Consider the following 23,079-nt stretch of genomic DNA (forward strand, 5'->3'; position numbering starts at 1 on the left):
CTCGGCAGCCTTTTTTTGAGTCAATATTCTAAGCTAGTTCTACACCAGAAACATAGCAACAATTGTTGTAACTATCAGCCCAATCAGCACCGGTTTAACATTGCGTCTAGCGAGCTCAAATGGACTTACGCCGCAGATGGCGGCGGCTGGAATCAATGCCCATGGGATTAGCGTCCCCCCGCCAACCCAAATGGCAGATACCTGACCGAGTGCAGTTAAAGTAGCTGCGTCGGAATGTGTGGCAACAGCGAACAATTTTCCGATGGACCCCGCAAGTGAGATTCCCGAGAACCCTGAACCATCAAGGCCCGTAATGGCCCCTGTTATGGTAGCGGTCACAGCACCTACAGCACCATTTAGAGGTACATTATGCGCCAGAGCAACCCCTAGATCATTAACAATTCCCTGAGATGCAGCAGGTAAGACTTTACCAAACAATTCAGCAAAGGCCGAATCTCCCAGATAGAAGAATGCCGCAATTGGAATTACTGGACCGAATACTTTAAAGCCGAACGTAAGCCCATCGATCAGATATGTGGTGACTTGCTCAAGTCCTTTATTACGATGTGCGAGCATTGTTACTACAACCAAGATAAATACAGCAGTCCCGCCAACTAAGGCCGTTGCGTCTCCACCCTGTAAATCCAGTAGGAACATGCCTGCTACATCAGCTAGAAACAGGAGTGGGATAACGATCGCCAGCCATTTTTTCAGTGTGGGAGGAATCACCGCTTGACCCTCGACCGCCTCACTGTCTGCAGCTAGCGCATTCGCGGCATTTTTCCCGGAAATAAGTCCGTCTCGCCAAGTACCGTTCTTCTGATCTCGTCGCATCATCCAATAAGCTGTTACCGTAGTGACTACACCCATCACTATAACAAGCGGAATGCTCGCTTCCATGACACTGCTTACCGGAAGTCCTGCCGCATCTGCCGTCAATTTAGGTGCACCTTGAATAATATAATCACTCGACAGCGCAATCCCATGACCGAATAGATTCATCGCAATCGCTGCTCCAAGTGCAGGCAATCCTACGCGAATAGCAACGGGCAGCAGCACAACCCCTATCAGAGCCACTGCTGGCGAAGGCCAGAAGAACCATGATGTCACCATCATAATCAAGCCAATGCCCCAAAATGCCATAAACGGCGTACGTAAAAAACGTGTAAGCGGGGCAACCATCGTCTCGTTTATTCCGGTACGTGTTAAAACTCTGCTCATGGCTACAATGATCGAAATAATCATAATCGTACCCATTAGCTCCTTAGTTGCATATACAAAAGAGTTGAATACGCCTGTGACAGAACCACTAACCGTTTCTGTCGCGAGCCAGCCTAATACAAAGATGCCTGCAATACAGATCATCGTTGTATCCCGCCGCTTAATCAGAAGTGCCATAATGAACACGATGAATGCCAAATATACATAATGGAGCGCTGTTAATTGGATGCCCATCTCTGAACCACACCCTTCTCCTGCTTACAAGTGCTATATGTTATGCAGAATTGTAGGCTAATGTTCGGTAGAAATGGGCCATTAAATGTTTATCATTTAAATAGAAAGAGACGCTTTTGCTAATGTATCCATCACCTCGTCGCTAATAAATGGTGCGATAGACACGAGGGCTTTTATCCCTTCTTGTTCAAAAGCTCTTCTAGCGCACTCATCTAGTACCTCGTCACTTAAAAAAGGAGCAATAGACAATAATGCGTTAATGCCTTCTCGTTCAAAGGTACTTCTTGCACACTCATCCAGCATCTCATCGCTTATAAACGGAGCAATAGACAACAGCGCATGAATTCCTTCTCGCTCAAAGGCAACTTTTGCGCACTCATCTAGTACTTCTTCGCTTATAAATGGAGCGATGGATAGCAGATCTTGTATCGATACTGGATCCTTCACATATTCAAATACCTCGTTCACATGTTCCGTAAGAAGAATAGGCGCAACTTCGGAAATTTCGGCTACTGAAAGCTCATTATGATTTAAAAATTGTTCTGTGGTATTTTCGAGTACATTTACTACTATCTGTGTCGATTTGCTCTTTTCAAGGATTGCATCAATGCTCACATTAAAAATTTCGGCCAGCTGGGGAAGCTTAGAAACATCCGGCATAGTCTCTCCTCGTTCCCAATTACTAACCGCCTGATAACTAATGCCAAGTTGATCGGCAAGCCCCATCTGAGTCATCCCTGTCTGCTTTCTTAAATCAGCGATATTCTTGCCTACCTTTAACATATCGAACACTGAAATCTCCTCCTCATTTATGATGGTTTCAGTGTATCTATTACTATTAATTTTGTATATCAAGCGTTACTTGAGTGCTTATCGAGACGCCTAGAACGCAAAAAGCCGCCCCACGCATAGATAACATCTACGCATGAGACGGCTTTCTTAGTGTTGCCTATTTAGAAATTTATTATTTAGCCACGACTCCGCCATCAACTGGCAGCTCAACACCTGTAATGTAAGAAGCTTCATCGGAAGCCAAGAACAATACAGCTTCAGCTACTTCAGAAGCACGTCCAACGCGTGGCAATGCAGTCTGGGACATAAAGAAGCTATGCATTCTTTCATCATTTACAAATTCAGCACTCATTGGAGTTTCGATAAATCCTGGGTGAACAGAGTTCACGCGAATGTTATCTTTACCAAAGTCTACAGCTGCTGCTTTACTCAGCATACGAACGGCACCTTTAGAAGCTGTATAAGCGCCAGCACCGCTGCTGCCAGTCAAACCTGCGATGGAGGAGATATTGACGATGGAACCACCTTTATTGTTCTTCATTTGAGGAACAACATGTTTCATCCCAAGGAATACGCTGCTTACATTAATGTTCATTACTTTGTTCCATTGATCAACAGTGGATTCAAGCAATTGAACTGGGAACGAGATCCCTGCGTTATTTACCAGGATGTCGATTTTTCCAAATTTGCTAATCACATCTTCTACAACTTTGATCCAGTCTTCTTCGGAAGCTACATTATGTGCATAAGCTGCGGCTTGTCCACCATTGGCTTCGATTTCTTTTACAACTGCTTGTACAGCAGCTTCGTTAATATCAGTTGCTACAACTGTAGCACCTTCTTTGGACAATAAAAGGGCTTCTTCACGACCCATGCCGCTGCCTGCACCTGTAATAATTGCTACTTTATTAGTTAGACGATTCATAATTAAGTCTCCTCTATAATCGTATTGTGATATAATAATTCGAGTGATGATAGTCACACTATTACTGTGATATTCATCATATCATTTTTACGAAATAACTACAACCTCTCCTTGCTTAATCCAATAAACGGTGGATATAATACTAATAATTAAAGAACCTAATTAAAAAATGGAAGGGTCTATCCCTCATGAATCCTAAAGCACGCTATGAAAAAGAACGATCCGACGGTAAACAGCAGCGATTATATACGATTCTCGAATCCGCAGAACGAATATTTTCGCAAAAAGGAATTGAAAAGTCGACGATGCAGGATGTCGCAAGCGAAGCAAATATAGGGATTGCGACGCTGTTTCGATATTTTCCTAGAAAAGAAAAGCTCATCGTGGCGGTGGCCACCCGGATGCTAGAGCCAATGCTCGATTACTTTAAGCATGTAGCTGACTTGCCACTTACCTGTCTCGAAAAGATCGAGATGTTATTTGACTTCTTTATTCAGGATCAAAATCATTTAAGCATTATTTTTATGGTCAATTTTGAAAGCTACGCCTCTCACTTAAATGAGCCTGTTGAGGACGTTCTGGATTTCAATGCATTAAACCGCAAGATTTGGCATGAGTACTCCAGGATCATTCAAAATGGGGTAGAAGACGGTTCTATTCGCGCCGATCTCCCTGTGAAAGAGACCTTAATCACGCTGATGAACAGCTTTACTCTCTTTTCCAGAAAGCTAACGATGAAAGAGAACATCCTCCTGCTAGAATCGGATTTAGACTCCGACAAGCAGCTTGAGCTTCTTAAACAAATCTTTCTAGAGCATTTAAAAGCCTAAAAAGCGCCAGTTTCCTTATGAGGGGAACTTGGCGCTTTTTTGATCATAAATTCGATTGCTAGTGAAAAGGACAGGTGGCCACAGGTGATCGCTGATAAAGGAAACGAGGGCTGTAATCATATTCTTTCAGCTTACTGTCATGCCAAATCGGTGTAGACGACGGAGACATAGGGGGGATCAGCCATGACCAGCGTCCTGAAACCTGACGTCCATGTCCCTGCTCCTGCTCTTGAAATCTCACAAATTGATCAGCTGCTGTATGGTGATCAACGATACTGACCCCAGCTTGCTTAAAGGAATGCAGTACTGCACGATTCAACTCAAGAAGCGCCCGATCCTTCCAAAGCGTTGTGTTACTGGAGCGGTCAAGTCCCATCAGATCAGCTACAGCCGGCAAAGTGTTATATCTTCCAGTATCCCCTAAGTTACGTGAGCCAATTTCGGTCTCCATGTACCAGCCGTTAAAAGGAGCCGCAGGGTATAGAATCCCGCCAATCTCCAACTGCATGTCCGAAATGATCGGCACAGAATACCAGCGAAGCTGAAGCTCCGCAAAACGTTCAATTTCAGGATGAGTTAACGGTACCTCTTGAATGAGGTGTTGAGGAATAGGAAATACATGGGGGTGCCCATTACCTATGCTGATCACTAGCGGCAATACATCATAATTGCCCCTTGTTCCCTGCCAGCCTAGTTGTTGGCACACTTTCGTAAATTCATCCGATGCCGGATCACCAGCGCGTTCATGTTCAGCATCACCAGGATATCCCGCGTAACGAATCAATTGATGGTTCCAAATCCGGATTCTCCGATCAGGAGCTTCCCCGCTGCGGAAGACTGTGATAAGTGGACGAATCCGTCCTCCATTATTCGCCTTTTCCAGATGTCGCAGCAAAGCTTCAGCAATATCCTCCTCGGTCTCTGCCAGACGTTCATCCATCAGCTCAATGGATTGCCAAAAGAGGCGGCCAATGCAGCGGCTATTATTTCGCCAAGCCATTCTCGCCCCATGAGCCAGCTCTTCCGTTGTATGTGTGTAACTCCCGGATTGATTAATTTCTTCTCGTACGGCTTGGATGCGTTGATCCATCTCAGCTTCAGTCTTATCAAGTTCAGCGTAACATTGTCGAATGAAAGCCTCCGCCTGCCGGGTTAACTCTTCGATGTGCATGCCATTCATATCCTTTATCCTCCATCTAAGCCATGCTAGAACTCTCGTTCCAGTATACCACCCACACTCCTAAGCTACATCCTTAGGGGAATAGCACATGAGAACAACCCGTGAAGCTTATTCGCTTCACGGGTTGTAGCAGGAACATCTAGCGTTCTGAACGTTTCCCTTGCGTCTTCAATGCAGCAAGCCTGCTCTTATCCTCGGCCAGCAGTTCTTCAGCCAACTCCACACCTTGGGGACCTAACGAGGCACGAGCTTGCTCTACCGCCTGTTCGGTATGCGCCAAACGGTTCTCAGCCTGTGCCAAAGTCTGTTCTGTTGGATGACTAAGCGCCTGAGAGACAGAGAAATGAAGCTTGCCTAAAGCATTTTTGGCTTGAGTTACATTGTCGTTCGCTTGCAGACTGGAATCGGGTTGTTTCATAAATGAAATTCGCTCCCTTCTGAAATGCGCCTGTTCTCTTCTAGCATGGTTTAGGATAAGTAACTTTATGCATACACCCTACTGGATGATGGATTGCATGAAAGTAGTCATTTCTTTGCTGGCCTTATTCAAGCGCTCAATTACCCCGCTGAATTCAGTGACCAATTCTGCTTGTGCGTGTGAAGAAGCAGAGATCGCTTCAATTTCTTGCTCCATTTGCTTAATGGACTTTTGAACATCACTCAGTGATTTTTCAATATTATGGGTTGCTTCTTTAGTGTTAACGGACAGTTTGCGCACTTCAGTAGCAACCACCCCAAAACCTGCCCCTTGCTCTCCTACACGCGCGGCTTCGATTGCCGCATTCAGCCCAAGCAGGTTCGTCTGCTCAGAAATCTCACGAATGAAGCCGGCAACCTTATTCACTTCTTGTGATTCCGTTACGGCTCTACGCGTATTATCTAATATTTGCTGCGAAGTAGCTGATAATTCCTGAGATTGGGCAGCTACGCTCTGCACCATCTCCATTAGATGACTGCTTATCTCATTAATCTCATCTGTGAATCCTTCAAGCTTATTCTCGTTCTCTAGTGTATAGGCAATGGCAAAAACCCCGATTACATCATCATCCGTTCCGTAGATAGGTACACATGTTGAGATAACAGGAGCTCCATAAATTTCTGCTGGGATTCGGTTAGAGCTTGCTATACCTTTCAGTCCATTTGAAAGCGACAGATCTTCAGGAGGGATAGGGTTACCCTTAACCAATCCGAGATCAATAACTTTACTTGGTGCGTAATAATGGAAGATCTCCCTGTCCGTGATTCCAATCATAATATCCTGCGAGTGAATCTTTTTGAAATAAGGTGCTGCGAGGACTAAGGCATCGATAATACTCATCTCTTCATCTCCCATATAAAAAATGTATATGTAGTTTTATCGTCACAATGGGTTATTAAATGAATATTGTCATAGTAGAGTAACAATCCCCACGTATGATTTGTTTATGAATACTATTAGCAGACGCCAATTTCTGAAGAAAAGTGCTCAAGTGTCGCTCGGGCTGCTTGGAACCGCAAGTGCATCCGGCATTTATTCACACTGGGTTGAGCCCTACTGGCTTGAAGTTAAACATATAGATATAAAGCTTCGTCTACTCCCTCCAGCATTCGATAGATTTCGTATCGTTCATTTCAGTGATTTACACTTAGGCGTGTATACGAAGTCCGAAGCCTTAACAGAGTTAGTACAGCAAATTCAACATGTAAATCCAGATCTGATCTGCTTCACAGGGGATCTACTAGATCATTCTGTCGATTATATTTCTGAGGCTGTGGACATCTGTTCACAGTTGCGGGCACCCTTTGGACAATATGCTGTGTTAGGTAACCACGATGCTTTTGGCACTAGGAAAGCTGTGACGAAAGGGTTAACGCAATCTGGATTCCACGTACTTCATAATGAACATATTGTCTTAAAAAAAGATGCGGAGGCGCTTTATCTAGCTGGAGTGGATGATCCGTGGGTCGGCAAAGCAGATATTCATCAGGCGCTACGCCATATCCCTGATAAGGCATGTACTCTACTCCTTGCGCACGAGCCTGATTTTGCCGATGAATACAGTGATCTTCCCATAGATCTGCAATTGTCCGGCCATAGTCACGGAGGACAGGTGCGTCTCCCATTTGTAGGTGCCTTGTATACCCCGCCGCACGGCAGTAAATATTCAAGCGGATTATACCAGCTCCCAGATAGTCGACTCCAGGTCTACACCACACGCGGAATTGGAGTGACTCGTATGCCTGTACGTTTTAATTGTCGTCCCGAGCTTACCGTAATTACTTTAAAGTCCTCATGATTGTGTCAAAAATTAATAAATGGTTAAAAAGTATATACCTTTTGCACGTCTATGCAACAACACTGTAACCGTGTTTGTAATCAAATCTATTTGGGGCCTAGGTATAATTGTAGGAGTGATAGATAACATCAAAAATCATAATGAACTACATAAGCCCATCATTGGAGAGGAGAAATTAAATCATGAACAAAACTATGAAATGGACGTCTGCTGTATTAGCAACTGGAGTATTATTTGGAGGTACTGGACTCATCGGAGGGAATTCTGTTCAAGCTGCAACTACCGGTACAAAAACCGTCAATCAAGCTGTTCAGCAGCCTTCTGTGGCGCTTAAATATAAAGGCCAAGTCTTAACGCAGCAAGGAAAAATCGTAGACGGAAATACGATGATCCCTTTAACCGTATTGCGTGATGCCTTCGGCCTTGCTATTCAATACAATTCAACCACAAAGACTTACAGTGTAAGTAGTGACTCGGTGAAGCTTAACATGGAGGTCTCTGACTATGGCGTCAGTACCGATTTGAACGGATATTACATTTATAGCATGACCGGAAATCATGAAGTGAAGATGATCAACGACCGCTTATATGTTCCATTCAAACTGTTGAATGATTATTTAGGTGTTCAAGGCGTATATAATCCAGCCCAGAAATCGCTTGAACTTAGCAAAAAGGTGATGAATGACATCAAGATCACCTCTGTTTCCTTAGACAAGAGCAATAAGAATGCTAGTATTAAAGTACAATATCCAAAGATCAGCGGTCTGACAGATGAAGTACAAAACACGATTAATGCTGCCTTCAAAAAAGAGGCTGAACTATTCGCATCAGAAAGCGAAAAAGAGGCTAGCCGCAGAGATGGTACAATAGAGAATAAATATGACTACTCTCAAACTTATGTTGTCACCTTTAACCGTGAAGGCGTACTTAGTATTGTAGTCGATCAATATGGTTACAGCGGTGGAGCACACGGCGGTACCATGCGCGAGGGACATACCTTCTCGCTGAAGGATGGTAAGAAGATAGAGCTTAAAGACCTGCTAAAGGCAGAACCAAACTACAAACAAAAACTAGATAAAATGTTGAAGGAAAGCACCAAGGATATTGCTTTTCCGGAGTCAACTGGTGGTCTCACAGATAAACCAGCCTTCTACGTCAGTGAAAGTGGCTTAGCTATCTTCTATCAACAATATGAAATCGCACCTTATGCAGCTGGAATTCCTACCTACACCTTTAATTTCAGTTCAATACTGCCTAAAGGCACCGATCCATTTGCTTCTTTCAAATAAACACTAACGCAAAACAAAAAGCGCTTCAGCCAATCGGCTAAGGCGCTTTTTGTTATCTATATTATTCTTCTAAACTGCCGGCAGGTCCAAAAAATTCAAAATGAATTCTGTCATCAGGTACCCGCCATTCCTTGAGCGCCTTATATATGACCTTCATAAATGGGGTCGGCCCACAGAAATAGAATTCAGAGGTCACATCTGCTATTTCTTGAAGCCAAGAAAGATCAATGTAACCAGATCTATTGCACTTGTCGCCTTCTCTTGGAGATTCATAACATACATAGGACCGAAGAGAAGAATGAGATTGTGCTAAATCTGCCACCCTATCTTTCATAGCATGCAAACTTCCATTGATGGCTGCATGAATATAGGTTACCTCGCGTTCTGGCTGTGCAGCAACTATTGTCTCCAGCATACTTACCATTGGGGTTAAGCCTACACCCCCACTGATTAGAACCACCGGAGTGTCACTGCGCTGATCCAGTACGAAATCGCCCGCTGGAGAGCCCACTTCTAATATAGAGCCCACTTGGACGAAATCATGCAGATAAGTGGATGCGACGCCCGCAGGTCTGTCTATCCCTTCACCTTCCCGTTTAACAGTGATACGGTAATACGCCTGTCCCGGAACACTGGACAAACTGTAGTGGCGAATATGGGAATATTCTTCCCCCTCGGGCTGAACACGAACCGTGATGTACTGGCCAGGGGAATAAGAGGAGATAGCTCCTCCATCCTCTGGAGACAGGTAAAAGGAAGTAATATGCTCACTTTCACTAACCTTCCGAGTGACGACGAAGTTTCTGAATCCACTCCAGCCCCCCGGAGCTTCCGCAGCTTCACGATACTTTTCTGTTTCCACACCAATGAAAGCATCTGCGATCACACCATAGGCTTTGGCCCATGCATCTATAATTTCCGGTGTTGCCGCATCGCCAAGTACTTGTCCAATCGCAGCTAACAACGTCTCACCCACGATCGGATAATGCTCAGGTAATACACCCAGTGCTCGATGCTTCTCTGCAATCTGTTTTACCACCGGTAAGATATTCCCTAGTTGATCAATATTCATAGCCGCCGCTAGGACTGCGTTAGCAAGCGCTGTCTGCTGTCTGCCTTGCCGCTGATTGGCATGATTAAATATATTTAATAGCTCTGGATGGTTTTCAAATAACATGCCATAGAACGTCGTAGTAATGGTTGTTCCATGAACCTGTAATATAGGAACTGTTGATTTTATAATAGCAATCGTTTGTTGATCTAACATATGAATACCCTCTCTCCTGCAATTAGATAATACCTCTATAAAAAGCATATAGAAGCTGCAAATGAGCGAGTGTGCGCTGAATCACTTTAAAATTTAATAAAATGTGAATAAACAGAAAATGCAATGATATCCATCACATTCGAATGCCCAATCCAAAAAAAAGCTGTCCAAGCAGCTCAGGTAGCTACCGGACAGCACTTTCACTCTTATTTTGCCAGCTCCACAAAGCCTTCTCCGAACACATCTCTTACATCGTGAATGGCAATAAAAGCCTCTTTATCAATCGATCTTACAATTTTCTTAAGCATGGTTACTTCCTGTTTGCTAATGACAATATAGAGAAGCTCTTTGGGTTCTTTAGTATAATACCCTCGGCCATAAATGACTGTGACCCCTCTATCCATGATTCCATTAACTTGTTCAGCAATTTTGTCCTGCTCCTTGGATACAATCGTAACGGCCTTCTTAGGATTCACTCCCTCAATAATGAAGTCCATCACCTTAGTCGCTACATAGAGCATCACAATCGTAAACATCAGACTTTGAACACCAATGATGAAATAAGAAGCAAATACCACAACTAAATCGACTAGAAGAAGAGCGTAGCTAACGTTCCAATCCAAAAATTTATGCAGGATTCTGGCGATAATGGTTGACCCTGCGGTCGTTCCACCCACACGTATGATCATTCCGATACCCACACCAGACAAGATGCCTCCAAATATTGCATTGATGATCAACTCATCGCTGGCGATATGCCAATTCTTCGTAAGAATCAGGAATAACGAGTTAAAAAACACCGCAATAATCGTGTATACTGTCGTCGTTTTGTCCAGAAATTTATAACCCACAATCAATAATAAAGCATTAAGAATTAAGCTAACAATACCTGGTGACCACTGATACAAATAGTATGTAATCATAGTCAGTCCCGTTACCCCGCCTTCACCGAACTCGTTCGGAATCACAAACAAGTTAACGGCCAAGGAAAACAGCAATGCTCCTACAATGATGGAAACAATATCCGTAATACGCTTTTTCATACCATGCCCCTTCTATCCTCTGTCTATATCTACCATCCACAAATACTAACACCGCTTCGATATAGTTGTAAACAATCCAGAAGAAACCAGCATTCTATATATGGCGTAACCGACTACCCCACCGCAAGTGTTTAAGATCAGATCATCCACGTCAAAGGTGCCGATATACAATACTAATTGTGTAACTTCAAAGCTCAGACTCAGCGCAAAAGAGAGCATGAAGACCTTTTGAAATAACCTTACTTTTTGCGACAACAGCATTGGAACAAAGACTCCAAACGGAATAAACGCAAGAAGATTGCCCACTAAATTAAGTGATGAAAAAGGATCTGAAAGTGACAGATGATCTATCCCCCGCGAGATCTCTTTAAAGGGTACATAGTTGCCCTGTCGCTTAAAAATTCTGTCGGGATGCTCGAGCATACGCCCTGCCTGTTCCCAAAGTGATTGCAAGCTAAAAGGTGCGCCTTTAAATACGATAATTCGGATCAAGAAATACATATAGACAATAAATACGGCTGCCAGCAATAATGTCATAGTAGACTCGCTCTTAGGCTTCGTACTCATCAAAATGTAGTGACAATTACGCCATCCATATTATCGCCCGACGTTTTATATTGCCCTTCCTTTGGAATCTTAATACTTGTATATCCTGATACTGGATAATAGTTCACCGTATATGTTTTGCCGTCTACAACCGTTGAAATTTCACTATTCTCCTTCAAAAGATCTAAATATTGTTCCAGCACGATCCCCTTCTCCTGAATGATCGCACTGTGCGGCAAGCCGACATAACGGAAGTGCCAAGGTTCATATTTAATCCCCGTAATCTCCGTTTTGTCTTTCGGATAGCGTAGAATAAAGCCGTATTTCCACGCATTCTTTTCCAGCCATTTGCCTTCAGGTGCTTTGCTCATTTCTGATTGAGACGATCCGATGTCCAGCGATAATCCTAAATTATGTTCGCTATATTGCGCTGGAAGAGCATAGTCTGAACCTTTTTCCGCATACAATTGCTCTTGCTCCTCAAAGTCCCTGTACCCACTGCTAATTAAAAAATGATTCACGCCATCCTTCTCAGCAGCTTTGATCATTTTATTGAATTTATGTGCTACACTTTCAGACAACCGAATCGAGGTATCTAGTAATCCATAGCCCTGAACCAGATCCTTCTGATCAAATAAGGTCACAATATCAGACTTCACGCTGTCCTCATGTACCGGATATTGTTTGTTCACCAGCAATAAATCCCCTTGATATACCTGATCTTGCGTAATCACCTTTAAACTATCGCTATTTCTAATCGATCCTTTCTGGATCTTATCATTCTTATCAGCTAAATTACCCGTATCCGGTAAATAACGAGCGGCTGCGTAACCAAGAAATAACACAACGATCACCAAAAAAACCCACTTTTTCATCCGTAATGTCCTCCCATTTCCTTAAGACGTTTATGCTTGATAGGAATAGAATAACGAAGACACTTTAAAGAAAAGCAGGACAATTATAAAGTTTTTCTTAAAATGTATAAGGGCTCAGCGGCCTTACCCAGTAAAGGTATATCCTACACCCCAGATTGTCTTAATAAATTTGTTCTTATTGATGTCTTCACCAAGCTTTTTGCGCAAGGTACGGATATGCACCATGACCGTGTTGCCACTCTCATAATAAGCTTCTCCCCATACCTGCTGGAAGATACTCTCCGCGCTAAACACCTGCTTAGGATGGCTCGCCAATAAATGAAGAATATCAAACTCTTTCGGAGTTAGGTCTATTACCTCGCCGTAAAGAGTGACGGTATGTTCATCTGGTGAAATCGTCAATCCACCAACTTCGAGGACCGACTTAAGAACGGCTGCGGGCTGACTGAATTGTATAGAGCGCCGTAGCTGAGAATTAACGCGGGCGACTAATTCCATTGGATTGAACGGTTTGGTCATATAATCATCTGCGCCCATGACAAGTCCCGTGATCTTATCCAGATCAGAAGTCTTCGCGCTTAAAAAAATAATCGGCAGATGATGCTGCTCCCGAATGTGACGGGTTACCTCATAGCCATCCAGCCCTGGCATCATAATATCCAGAATCGCCAAATCTATCGTTTGTGACTCAATAGCTTGTACCGCTGCCCGCCCATCGGATACTTTAATGATATGATACCCTTCTTTTTGCAAATGCAAAGCCACCAGATCAGCAATCTCCGCCTCATCATCCGCAATTAAAATCGTAATGCGCTTCATCTATATTTCACCCCTGTAGGTTTGTGCTATATGATCTACATCCATTATACCCCAAACTTAAAAACCACTCCTAGGATGAAGTGGTTTTGATGAAATCTATGATGAATAAATAGAACTGTTGTAATATTATTTATTTTTATGATAACTCTCTAGCAGGGCCTCTAATGAAATGCCATTAACTGTGACGCCTGAAAGATTGCAATCTTTTATCTCTACATTCGAAAGATCACACTCTACAAAAGATGTGCCGTTAAGCTGGCATCGTTCAAACTTATTGCCTTTACCATACAAGTGAATATCATGGAAATAGGCTTCTCCTAATTCACTATTGCTAACCTCGATTTCCCACAATCCGACTTCATTAAACTTAACAAGATGCATATTGATATCGTTAAAAGTAGTACTGCTCATATTAATATTGTCAAACTTGGTACCCGCCATATTTACATTAGAAAAGTTCGTCTTAGGCATATCAATATCATCGAATTCACTTTGGCCCATGGCCACACGACGAAAGTTGGTTTCAGGCATTCTTTCATCCTGAAAAACTTTCTTTTTAAATTCGTCCTGCAATTTGTTTTCACTTAGATTGTTATTCACTGTACTCAACATCTCCCTTTTTAAGATCGTTCTTGATCTGCGGAGTCTACTCTCGACAGCTTCAATAGATAAATCAAGGAAATCAGCGATCTCCCTAACCTTGTAGTTGTCGATATAGAATAGAATGGTGACTATACGGTTAGCTTCGGATAAGGTGTTTAATGCCTTCCACACATCTTGCTGGAGTTCTTTTCGGAGGAGCTGATCTTCAGTGGTCTCCAGCTGAGAAACCTCGATTTGCTCCATGAATTCATATGCAGCTTTCTTCTTATTCGCCCTAAACCAATCCATACATTCCCGTGAAGTAACTGCATATAACCAACTGGTGAGTTTCTCTGGCTCTTTTAAGTTGGGTAAATTACGATAGGTCTTAACAAAAACCTCTTGTGTAATATCTTGCGCGGTGTGGAAATCACCCAATTTACCGTAAGCTACTCCGTATACTGCATTGGAATATTTGCCGATAAGCCCACTGAATGCATCCATATCCCCTTTACACACCTTATCTACCAGTTCTGCATCCGTACAAGTCACTATCTGCCTCCTTAACAATCAAGTTCATAACATAGACGGAAAAGGAGTTCAAAAACCGTCTTTATGTCTGCAAATAATCTTTTTGATGAAGAAAGGTCTAGTTAGAGTTCAGTACTACTGGCTTGCCGATACAGCTCACGACTCTTATAACCAGCCTGTAGAATCTTCTTCATTTCCTCTTTACGCTTAGCTCTTGTTGCCTCTTGTTTGGCACTATAGACATATCGAGCCCAATCTTTGCGGTATCCCGGGGTAAGCGATTGATAGATGGCTAGAAGCTCCGGTGTATCTTTCAGATCTTCTTCCACATTTGGAATGAAAGAAATATAGTCATCCACAGATTGACTTGGGGTATTGGAAAGCTGACCTTTCCCCTTAGCGTCCTCTTTTAACCCCACAACTGTAAAGACATCATCCAAACCTACCATGCGTGCAAATTTAATATTGCTTGTCCCGATGTAGCCATTCTCATCACTGCCCAGACCCTCTAGTAAGTCGTCACGATGAATAAAGGTCGGATACACTTTGTTTCCCTTTTTAGGATACGCCACAAAGAGATAGCCATTCTTATGAAGATGCTGTTGCTCAATCACACGGTTCACTAGTTCCTGTAACGACGCCATGTCTAGTACAAAGGCAAATATAAGATCATACGCCCCATTTAGCGAAGTATCATAATCCGTCAATTCCGCTAAATAATCGGAGCCTTCTGGTTTACTCAATATCGCTACTTGGTTGTATTTTTGTAAGTTCAGCTTTTCTACGATGGTTTTAGTCACTATGCTTCATCCCCCAAATGTATTCGGATGCTTCTTCATCGTGATCATTATAGCCTAATCGCTACCCAATCTAAAACATTCTACGGGCCGTCACAAAACGCTTCTTCCACTTCTCACTCAGGGCTTCATAATGGACGCCTTGCTCCTTAGAATACGTATGCAATATCTGATTATTTCCCGCATACATAGCAACATGACCAATGTCGAGACCACGTGCACTAAAGAACAGTAGATCTCCTTTACGCAGTTCGTTGATCCCAACTTCCTTCCCTTCTTTGGCTTGATTATAAGAGGCGCGTGGCAGATCCACCGACAACACGTTTTCAAATAAATGCCCTACGAAAGAAGAACAGTCAAAGGTAGACGTCTGGTTCGTTGCAGCACCGAATTCATAAGGGGTTCCCAGATACTTTTCTCCGTAAGCAAGCAACGCGCTTCCCTGCTTCTCAGCGAGCGACTCACTAGTATAATCGCTATATTTCGGTTTAGCAGATATGTACCCCGTCTTGTTGTCTTGCGTTCGCACTTCTAACCACAAAGCATCCACTTCTCTAACGATATGGACTTTATCGCCTACGGACAACATTTGCTGGACACCTGATTGATCCGATGAATTCGGCGAACTGCGCAGGTTAACCCCATAACGAATCGTTGTATCGTAATTCAGCGCTGAATAGATGCGGACGGTCCGAGTGTTAGCCTCCCACTTCACGGTGCTGCCTAGAGCCTCGCTGACAAAACGCAGCGGCATCATCGTATTACCACCGACAACCTGACCCGGAACGGTTAAGCTTAAGGCTTGTCCATTTTTGTTCGCGGTTAAATCTCCTATTTGATAAGTCAGCACCAGCGTTCCCTTAGTGGCCTTCACTGTTTTGGTATCGTTGTTCCATGAAATCTTTGCTCCCTGTTCTTCAAACAGCTTGCGCATGGGAATAAGCGTTGTACCGTTTATGAGCAAGGGCTGAACCTCTAATACAAGCTGCCGATCATCCAGAAAAACGCCTGTAACCTGATTCTGAGGCATCACCGCCGCATGGGCTGGAGCTGTATAGAGTATAGATGTAAGTAGTACAAGTAGTGTGGCTTTCTTATGAATCCTCATGATGTCGTCACCTCGTTGATTAATATGTTCAATTGTTATTACTAAAAAAAGGGTAATTAGTTTTGTTACAATTATTGGGGTTGCTGTCTAGCTACAGGTCAAACCATATAAAAAAGAGGACTGCGGTCACCCTTCGGTGCCACAGCCCTCTTTTTAATCCACTTCAAAAATAGAATCGATAATGATCGGAAGATTATCCCTTACAGAAACAGCGCCCAATACCGAACGAGCATGACTGCCCTTGTCCCCGAATACCTCCAGCATTAAATCCGAACAGCCATTGAGCACTTTATGATGTTCTTCGAATAAGGGATCTGCATTCACAAATCCTTGAATTTTGACCACTCTCTTCACTTTATCCAAGGAGCCTAAAGCAGACTCAAGGACGGCAAGGATCTCTATACCAGTCTGACGTGAAAAATGATAGCCTTCTTCGGTGGTGAAGTCTTGTCCCAGCTTGCCTTTGGGATGCCCGGCAGGTCCTTTTCCCGATACAAAACATAATCCATTAACAATAACGTAGTTAGCATATTTTGCCGCCGGTTCACTAGCACTAGGTAGGACAATACCTAATTCCTCAAGTCTATCCGCTATGATTCGATCCGCCACTTCAGTTCCCTCCCCCAATCAGTACAACCTCAATAAATTGGTAAGATTATACTGATTAATCCAGAAAGGGTCAATCCTATTTTGGTTCGACCTCTGCTTCCCATCTCGATATCTCAGCTCGAACAATTGGCGCTACTTCAGTACCCAATAGCTCAATAGCTCTCATTACATCCTTATGAGGCATCGTACCTAGCGGTACATGCAGCATAAAGCGTGTAATTCCTACGTGTTTGCGTAGGTGAATAATCTTCTCAGCAACAGTGTCTGGATCTCCTACATACAAGGCACCTTCAAATCTACGTGCCGCATCAAAGCTCGCACGACTATAATGACCCCAGCCACGCTCACGACCAATCACATTCATGCTAGCCTGTGTAGAGGGGAAGAACATATCGGCCGCAAGCTGATTATCCTCTGCAATAAAGCCGTGCGAGTGTGAGGCAACCGGAAGCTTCGACACATCATGTCCTGCTTGGGCCGCCGCTTTCTTATAGAGCTTCACCAGTGGAGCAAATTGCAACGGACTTCCGCCAATAATCGCGAGCACAAGTGGTAGCCCGAGCAGGCCAGCACGAATCACAGATTCCGTATTGCCTCCACTGCCAATCCATACGGGCAAAGGATTCTGAACGGGGCGCGGATAAATCCCCAGATTATTAATGGCTGGTCGGTGATTTCCACTCCAGGTTACTTTTTCAGATGCCGTTATTTTTAACAACAGGTCCAGCTTCTCATCGAATAACTCATCGTAGTCATTTAAATCGTATCCAAAGAGCGGGAAAGATTCGATAAAAGAACCCCGGCCTGCCATGATTTCTGCCCGCCCATTTGAGATTCCATCAAGTGTTGCAAAATCCTGAAATACACGTACTGGATCAGCAGAGGACAGCACGGTTACCGCACTGGTCAGCCGAATTCGTGTCGTCTGTGAGGCAGCCGCAGCCAGCAAAACTGCTGGAGAAGATGCGGCATAATCCTTTCGATGATGCTCACCCACACCGAATATATCTAAGCCCACCTTATCTGCAAGAACAATCTCCTCTACTACCTCGCGCAATCGCTGTGCATGACTTATTAACTCCCCCGATTGAACATCCGGTGTTGTTTCTACGAACGTACTGATACCTATTTCCACTTACGATTCCCCCTTAACTATAATTTTCTCTTCGAGTTGTTTGTTTGATTATAACACAATTTACGTTCAAGCAGAGCTAGGCATTAATGCCTAGCTCTAACTTGTCCAAAAACTCATTTTTAAAATTTGCAGAACATCACTGACAAATAGAGGATTTTGATGAAATATGTTGAAATGATCTAAAACAAGTAGCTCTCATGCATCTCATGCTTGATATAGGAGGGACATATGCTTCAAAGAAATAAACACAAAAATTCCATATCCAAACAAACCTTCAATCCTGTGCGGGGCTCCTTAAAAATCGCCGTAATATATTTTATTGTTGGGTGCTTATGGATCCCTTTAACAGATAAGGCCGTTTCCACTTTTACACGAGATCCGGAGTGGATAAGACTTATTAATATAATTAAAGGCTGGTTCTTTATCCTCATAACAGCTTTGCTTATCTTTGCATTAATTCTAGGTACTCTGAAACGGATTAAAAGGATCGAGAAGAAACTGGATCTTGCCTATAGGGATAGGGTGAGCGCCCACGAAAATCTAGAGGCCGCCTATGAGGAAATCACAGCTACGGAAGAAGAACTCAGACAGCAATATGATCAGCTCATTGAGAATCAAGAGAAGCTAGCCATGAATGAAGAAAGGATGCATTACCTGGCGTATCATGATCTATTAACCGGCTTGCCCAACAAATTAGCTTTTTATGAGAATGGGCCTCACATTTTGGAACTGAATAACATTGCAGCCTTAATGTTCATCGACATTGATTACTTCAAATATGTAAATGATACGATGGGCCATGAATTTGGTGACCGGCTAATTGTTAAGGTTAGTGAGAGATTGGTGTCCCTGGTTGGGAGTAGTGGGGAAGTGTATCGTTTCGCCGGGGATGAGTTCATCGTTCTTTTATATTCTATTGAGAACAGTCAGTGTATAACTAGTGTAGCCTCTCACATTATTGCCGGTTTTAAAGATGCGATTGAGATGGATGACAGTCTGCTACATGTTAGCCTAAGCATCGGAATCAGTGCTCACCCCGAACATGGAAGTAATATTATGGAACTCCTTAAATGCGCAGACATCGCTATGTATAAAGCCAAAGACGCTGGCAAGGGTCAAATTATTGTCTTTGATCAACCGCTCAATGATACCTTTACTGAGCGAATGAACATTGAGAAGCAGTTGTATAATGCTTTAGAGAAAAATGAGCTAGAGGTATTCTATCAACCCCAGATTGATCTGACTCAGAACAGAGTGACGGGACTAGAGGCTCTTATGCGCTGGAACAACCCCATACTAGGCATGGTCCCTCCGGATAAGTTTATCAAAATAGCAGAAGATTCCCACCTCATTATTCCTCTCGGGGCGTGGGTGCTCAGAACAGCCTGTGCCTTTTTAAAAAGTCTTCATGAGCAAGGATTATCACATCTGACGATGTCTGTTAATATTTCAATGCTTCAGCTACTGCAAAGCGACTTCAATGAGTTAGTTCTAGACACCTTGCAAGCCTCCGGACTAGATCCTGAATACTTAGAGCTAGAGATTACAGAGAGTGTTCTGGTTGAATCTTACGAATATGTGAGCAGTAAACTGACTGAACTCAGAGCTCACAACATCAAAATTGCCTTGGATGACTTTGGTACCGGTTATTCCTCCTTAAGCTATCTTACTCATATGCCGATCTCGACTTTAAAAATAGACAAGTCCTTCATTGATTCCATTCGAACAGGGACACATCAAGCCGTTCTTGTCGAACAAATTATTATGATTGGTAAACGCATGAATATGTGTGTTATTGCAGAAGGTGTGGAGCGAACTGTACAACTCGATTACCTACAGGAGCAAGGCTGCGATAAAATTCAAGGTTACTTGTTCAGTAAGCCACAGTCCGCACAGAGCGTAAAAGAGCTGCTAACCGAGTGGGAGAAGGTTTCGAGCTTAAATGAATAAAGATGAACCTATTTTTTTATATAAGAAGGTGTTACCGAATTGAATGTCATGACATGGATTGACTTATCATTATTCTTCGTTCTTTTCGTTCTATTCATCTACATATTTGTTACTGTAACAATCACTAACTTACATAAGGTTTACTTGACTTTCCATTTCACGATGATGTTATGGCCCTTCTGTCAATTTGCTCTCAAAACTACAGCGGATCCCGATGTTCAATTGTTTTATGTGAAGCTCGCTTTTATTGACTCGATACTGTTAACGATTGGATGGCTTCTTTTTACGATATTTCTCACTGGAAAATCATATCTCCTCCGAAAAAAGAAAACGCTGATCCTATACATTGTCGCAGCATTGATCTTAATTGGAGTGATCGTCAATCCAAAGCAAAGCTTTGTACTGCCAATGCATGGTGGATATGTTGAAAGATCTTATGGTCCGCTTTTTTGGCTGTTTATTCTCTTCTTGATCTGCACTATTATTATTTCTCTGTATATCATCTATTCAGCGCTTATATCGAACGCCACACAGCGGATCAAAAAACAGGTTACTCATGTACTCAAAGGTGTGCTGGTGCTGACTGTATTTGTATTACTGGATGTCTTTCTTAATGTGGTACTGTTTAAATCTCAGCCGGTGATTCCGGGGATGACCTCTCTGGGGATACTAATCTCTGCCATCTTTTTCGTCATTGCCATCCATCGCGATAAAATATTTGATCTCGTAACCATCGCTCATCAGGATATCATTGACACACTCACACTAGGTATTCTTGTACTGGATGATAACGAGACTGTGGTAGAGATCAATCGATCGCTTTTGCCAAAAATCAACCTACAGATCGGTGATCGCTTCGACTTATCGGCGCTAACCCCCCTGGAGCAGACTGCCAGCGCTTTCCGATTGTTTCAACATACATATCTTAAACAGCCCATGGAGAGAACCGAAGTTGAAGTATTCTACACCTCACTCCAAGCATACATCAATATTACAGCGGAACCCATTGTCGTAGGCGAGATCATGGTTGGACGGATTCTCACCTTTCAGGATAGAAGCGAGCTGCATCGCCTCATTGCTGAGACTAATCAGCAGAACGAGATCCTGCAAGAGCGTAATCTGGCATTAATTGAAATCCAGAATGAGCTTTCTCAGACCAACCAAAAACTCAAGCAGATGGCCATAACCGACAGCTTAACAGGTTGTTATAACCGTCATTACTTAACACAGTACTTAGAACAAGAGATTATAGAAAATATGATATTGAAGCAGCCTTTTGCCATCATTCTACTGGATATCGACTTTTTCAAAACGGTGAATGACAATTACGGCCATTTAGTGGGCGATGTTGTAATTTGCAGCACGGTAGAGGTCATTAAGCAATCGCTAAGGGAGACGGATATTCTGGCACGCTATGGCGGGGAAGAGTTTATCGTCTATTTACCAAATACGAACCACACACAAGCAAACCTCTGGGCAGAGCATATCAAATTCATGATAGAGGCCAATAAAGTACATGTGGATGAGGTTGCTCATTCTGTATCCATCACTGTAAGCATGGGACTACTGTCCATTAATAATTTTGCAGAGCAGTATGCAGAAAGCCCGACCAATCAACTAAATGATTTATTCGAATCTGTGGACAAAGCTTTATATCAAGCCAAAAATGCAGGACGAAACCAAATTGTTGAAATCATAAGATGACACGCCTTTAAATATCACCTAAAAAAAGAAAGAATCAGCCCTACTTCTATCGAAGGTAAGCTGATTCTTTCTTTTATATCTTTTTAACAAATTCGGATTTTAATTTCATAGCCCCAAACCCATCAATTTTGCAATCAATATCATGATCTCCGTCCACTAAACGGATGTTTTTGACTTTGGTACCTATCTTCAGAACAGATGAGCTTCCTTTTACCTTAAGGTCTTTGATTACAGTTACTGAGTCGCCGTCGTTTAATACATTGCCATTGGCATCTTTGATAACCTTTTGATCTTCACTATTCTCAGACTCTGATTCTAATGTCCACTCGTGTGCACATTCCGGGCAGACTAGTAGACTTCCATCTTCATAAGTGTACTCAGAATTACATTTCGGGCAGTTCGGTAAATTAGACATTGTTTCATTTTCTCCAATCGTAGTTCAAATTCTAGCTGTCTTGCGGCTAATCTTTAAAAGTATATTTCATATTCATGAAGGAATCCACTATATCCAGATAGTAAGCTTGTTCCACGTTTCTTAAAAAAACAAACTACTAAATATTATCTTGTATATATTTTCACAATTGTCTATGATAATAATGTAAAATTTTCATATAAATACATAGGAGAGTGAACAATGATTAGTCAAAGGAGTGTCGCATTTTCCATTATACTGTCATTAATTACATGTGGAATATACGGAATATTTTGGTTTATTGTTCTAACGAATGACGTTGGAAAGCTAAGTGGAGACTACACATTCACAGGAGGAAAGCATTTTCTTCTAACATTGATTACTTGCGGGATATGGAGTCTGGTTTGGGCCTACCAGATCGGTAAACATGTTGCAGAAGCTCAAAGACAACGCGGCTATCTCGTATCCGATAATTCAGCTCTGTACGTGATCCTCACAATCTTTAGTTTTGGTATTGTCACATACGCTTTGGTGCAATCTGATGTTAACAAATTGGTATAATTTTACGATTCATAGAAGGACACACCCTAAACTATTTTGGAGTGTGTCCTTAAGTCTCCTTGGCTTACTGTATTTCACTGTATGGATGCCTTTAACCAATCTAGGTATACCTTGTCTATTTCATGAATGGACTGGATTTTATTGTCCGGGATGTGGAGTCACAAGAGTTATTCTATCCTTGTTAAAGTTCGACTTCGTTCAGGCGTTTAGATTTAACCCGTTGCTATTTATTCTAGCGCCTCTGTATATGTTGTACTTAATTACTGAAAAGAAACGTATCCAACCACTTAGCCATGGAATTATGGCTGTGATGTTGATCCTAACCGTTACATTTGGAGTACTGAGAAATTTTCCAATGTTTGATTACTTGGCCCCTACAGTAATTCGTTAGCA

General features: G+C 42.7%; 24 protein-coding genes. 7 read left to right on the forward strand and 17 right to left on the reverse strand.

Translation table 11 applies throughout. The features are described from left to right. Positions 1-39: 39 nt before the first annotated feature. From NST34_RS31075 to NST34_RS31085, 3 genes are all read right to left on the reverse strand, one after another. Positions 40-1,455, reverse strand: coding sequence for a hypothetical protein (locus tag NST34_RS31075; protein WP_341129431.1), 1,416 nt, complete (start codon positions 1,453-1,455; stop codon positions 40-42). A gap of 96 nt (positions 1,456-1,551) precedes the next feature. Then, complete coding sequence (locus NST34_RS31080; RefSeq protein WP_341129615.1) at positions 1,552-2,238, reverse strand: helix-turn-helix domain-containing protein; 687 nt, start codon at positions 2,236-2,238, stop codon at positions 1,552-1,554. A gap of 181 nt (positions 2,239-2,419) precedes the next feature. Further along, positions 2,420-3,172, reverse strand: a complete 753-nt coding sequence (locus tag NST34_RS31085) for an SDR family NAD(P)-dependent oxidoreductase (protein WP_076284950.1) — start codon at positions 3,170-3,172, stop codon at positions 2,420-2,422. 188 nt (positions 3,173-3,360) lie between these two features. On the opposite strand from NST34_RS31085, the gene NST34_RS31090 reads away from it, so the two are divergent. Next, positions 3,361-4,002 carry a TetR/AcrR family transcriptional regulator gene (locus NST34_RS31090; RefSeq protein ID WP_341129432.1) on the forward strand — a complete coding sequence of 214 codons (642 nt, stop codon included), beginning with the start codon at positions 3,361-3,363 and terminating at the stop codon, positions 4,000-4,002. A 58-nt stretch (positions 4,003-4,060) separates the two neighbouring features. Here the strand turns inward: NST34_RS31090 and NST34_RS31095 are convergent, their stop codons facing one another. The 3 genes from NST34_RS31095 to NST34_RS31105 form a co-directional block, all read right to left on the reverse strand. Beyond that, positions 4,061-5,173, reverse strand: a complete 1,113-nt coding sequence (locus tag NST34_RS31095) for a nitric oxide synthase oxygenase (RefSeq protein WP_076285075.1) — start codon at positions 5,171-5,173, stop codon at positions 4,061-4,063. A gap of 148 nt (positions 5,174-5,321) precedes the next feature. Then, the gene (locus NST34_RS31100) at positions 5,322-5,600 is read right to left on the reverse strand and encodes a hypothetical protein (protein WP_076284951.1); all 279 of its coding nucleotides are present in this window, start codon (positions 5,598-5,600) and stop codon (positions 5,322-5,324) included. Between the two features lie 78 nt (positions 5,601-5,678). After that, on the reverse strand, positions 5,679-6,515 hold the full coding sequence (locus NST34_RS31105) for a methyl-accepting chemotaxis protein (protein ID WP_443189833.1): 837 nt from the start codon (positions 6,513-6,515) through the stop codon (positions 5,679-5,681). Between the two features lie 91 nt (positions 6,516-6,606). Between NST34_RS31105 and NST34_RS31110 the strand changes: the two genes are divergently transcribed. Both NST34_RS31110 and NST34_RS31115 read left to right on the forward strand, forming a co-directional pair. Continuing rightward, positions 6,607-7,458 (forward strand): metallophosphoesterase, encoded by an 852-nt coding sequence (locus NST34_RS31110; RefSeq protein WP_076284953.1) that lies wholly within the window; start codon positions 6,607-6,609, stop codon positions 7,456-7,458. Positions 7,459-7,640: 182 nt separating this feature from the next. After that, positions 7,641-8,747, forward strand: a complete 1,107-nt coding sequence (locus NST34_RS31115) for a PdaC/SigV domain-containing protein (protein WP_076284954.1) — start codon at positions 7,641-7,643, stop codon at positions 8,745-8,747. Between the two features lie 61 nt (positions 8,748-8,808). On the opposite strand, the gene hmpA is transcribed toward NST34_RS31115, so the two are convergent. From hmpA to NST34_RS31165, 10 genes are all read right to left on the reverse strand, one after another. Further along, entirely contained in the window at positions 8,809-10,014 is a 1,206-nt protein-coding gene (hmpA, locus tag NST34_RS31120; protein WP_341129433.1) for an NO-inducible flavohemoprotein, read from the reverse strand. Between the two features lie 206 nt (positions 10,015-10,220). Next, positions 10,221-11,057: a YitT family protein gene (locus NST34_RS31125; RefSeq protein WP_076298022.1), complete on the reverse strand. Its 837-nt coding sequence runs from the start codon at positions 11,055-11,057 to the stop codon at positions 10,221-10,223. 45 nt (positions 11,058-11,102) lie between these two features. Beyond that, positions 11,103-11,624: a VanZ family protein gene (locus NST34_RS31130; protein WP_076284956.1), complete on the reverse strand. Its 522-nt coding sequence runs from the start codon at positions 11,622-11,624 to the stop codon at positions 11,103-11,105. Continuing rightward, positions 11,624-12,478 carry a M15 family metallopeptidase gene (locus NST34_RS31135; RefSeq protein ID WP_076298023.1) on the reverse strand — a complete coding sequence of 285 codons (855 nt, stop codon included), beginning with the start codon at positions 12,476-12,478 and terminating at the stop codon, positions 11,624-11,626. Before NST34_RS31135 ends, NST34_RS31130 begins: the two co-directional genes overlap by 1 nt. Before the next feature lie 123 nt (positions 12,479-12,601). After that, the gene (locus NST34_RS31140) at positions 12,602-13,297 is read right to left on the reverse strand and encodes a response regulator transcription factor (protein ID WP_042192843.1); all 696 of its coding nucleotides are present in this window, start codon (positions 13,295-13,297) and stop codon (positions 12,602-12,604) included. 126 nt (positions 13,298-13,423) lie between these two features. After that, the gene (locus tag NST34_RS31145) at positions 13,424-14,431 is read right to left on the reverse strand and encodes a sigma-70 family RNA polymerase sigma factor (RefSeq protein ID WP_341129434.1); all 1,008 of its coding nucleotides are present in this window, start codon (positions 14,429-14,431) and stop codon (positions 13,424-13,426) included. A gap of 101 nt (positions 14,432-14,532) precedes the next feature. Continuing rightward, a complete protein-coding gene (locus NST34_RS31150; protein ID WP_341129616.1) occupies positions 14,533-15,213 on the reverse strand; it encodes a YdeI/OmpD-associated family protein in 681 nt (226 codons plus the stop codon). A 67-nt stretch (positions 15,214-15,280) separates the two neighbouring features. Then, positions 15,281-16,315, reverse strand: coding sequence for a C40 family peptidase (locus NST34_RS31155; RefSeq protein ID WP_076298025.1), 1,035 nt, complete (start codon positions 16,313-16,315; stop codon positions 15,281-15,283). Positions 16,316-16,468: 153 nt separating this feature from the next. Beyond that, positions 16,469-16,924, reverse strand: a complete 456-nt coding sequence (locus tag NST34_RS31160) for a RidA family protein (protein ID WP_256716184.1) — start codon at positions 16,922-16,924, stop codon at positions 16,469-16,471. Positions 16,925-17,000: 76 nt separating this feature from the next. Continuing rightward, positions 17,001-18,059: an LLM class flavin-dependent oxidoreductase gene (locus NST34_RS31165; RefSeq protein WP_076298026.1), complete on the reverse strand. Its 1,059-nt coding sequence runs from the start codon at positions 18,057-18,059 to the stop codon at positions 17,001-17,003. A gap of 522 nt (positions 18,060-18,581) precedes the next feature. On the opposite strand from NST34_RS31165, the gene NST34_RS31170 reads away from it, so the two are divergent. Further along, positions 18,582-20,009, forward strand: a complete 1,428-nt coding sequence (locus NST34_RS31170) for a putative bifunctional diguanylate cyclase/phosphodiesterase (protein ID WP_339267860.1) — start codon at positions 18,582-18,584, stop codon at positions 20,007-20,009. Positions 20,010-20,057: 48 nt separating this feature from the next. After that, positions 20,058-21,713, forward strand: coding sequence for a histidine kinase N-terminal 7TM domain-containing diguanylate cyclase (locus NST34_RS31175; protein WP_081382695.1), 1,656 nt, complete (start codon positions 20,058-20,060; stop codon positions 21,711-21,713). Between the two features lie 73 nt (positions 21,714-21,786). Here the strand turns inward: NST34_RS31175 and NST34_RS31180 are convergent, their stop codons facing one another. Further along, a complete protein-coding gene (locus NST34_RS31180) occupies positions 21,787-22,128 on the reverse strand; it encodes a zinc ribbon domain-containing protein YjdM (RefSeq protein WP_042131582.1) in 342 nt (113 codons plus the stop codon). Positions 22,129-22,347: 219 nt separating this feature from the next. Here NST34_RS31180 and NST34_RS31185 point away from each other — a divergent pair, with 219 nt between their 5' ends. Both NST34_RS31185 and NST34_RS31190 read left to right on the forward strand, forming a co-directional pair. Further along, complete coding sequence (locus NST34_RS31185) at positions 22,348-22,686, forward strand: DUF4234 domain-containing protein (protein ID WP_052404459.1); 339 nt, start codon at positions 22,348-22,350, stop codon at positions 22,684-22,686. 85 nt (positions 22,687-22,771) lie between these two features. Beyond that, positions 22,772-23,077, forward strand: a complete 306-nt coding sequence (locus NST34_RS31190) for a DUF2752 domain-containing protein (RefSeq protein WP_256716193.1) — start codon at positions 22,772-22,774, stop codon at positions 23,075-23,077. Positions 23,078-23,079: the final 2 nt, after the last annotated feature.

This window comes from Paenibacillus sp. FSL H7-0714 (assembly GCF_038003765.1).
GTDB lineage: Bacteria > Bacillota > Bacilli > Paenibacillales > Paenibacillaceae > Paenibacillus_AQ.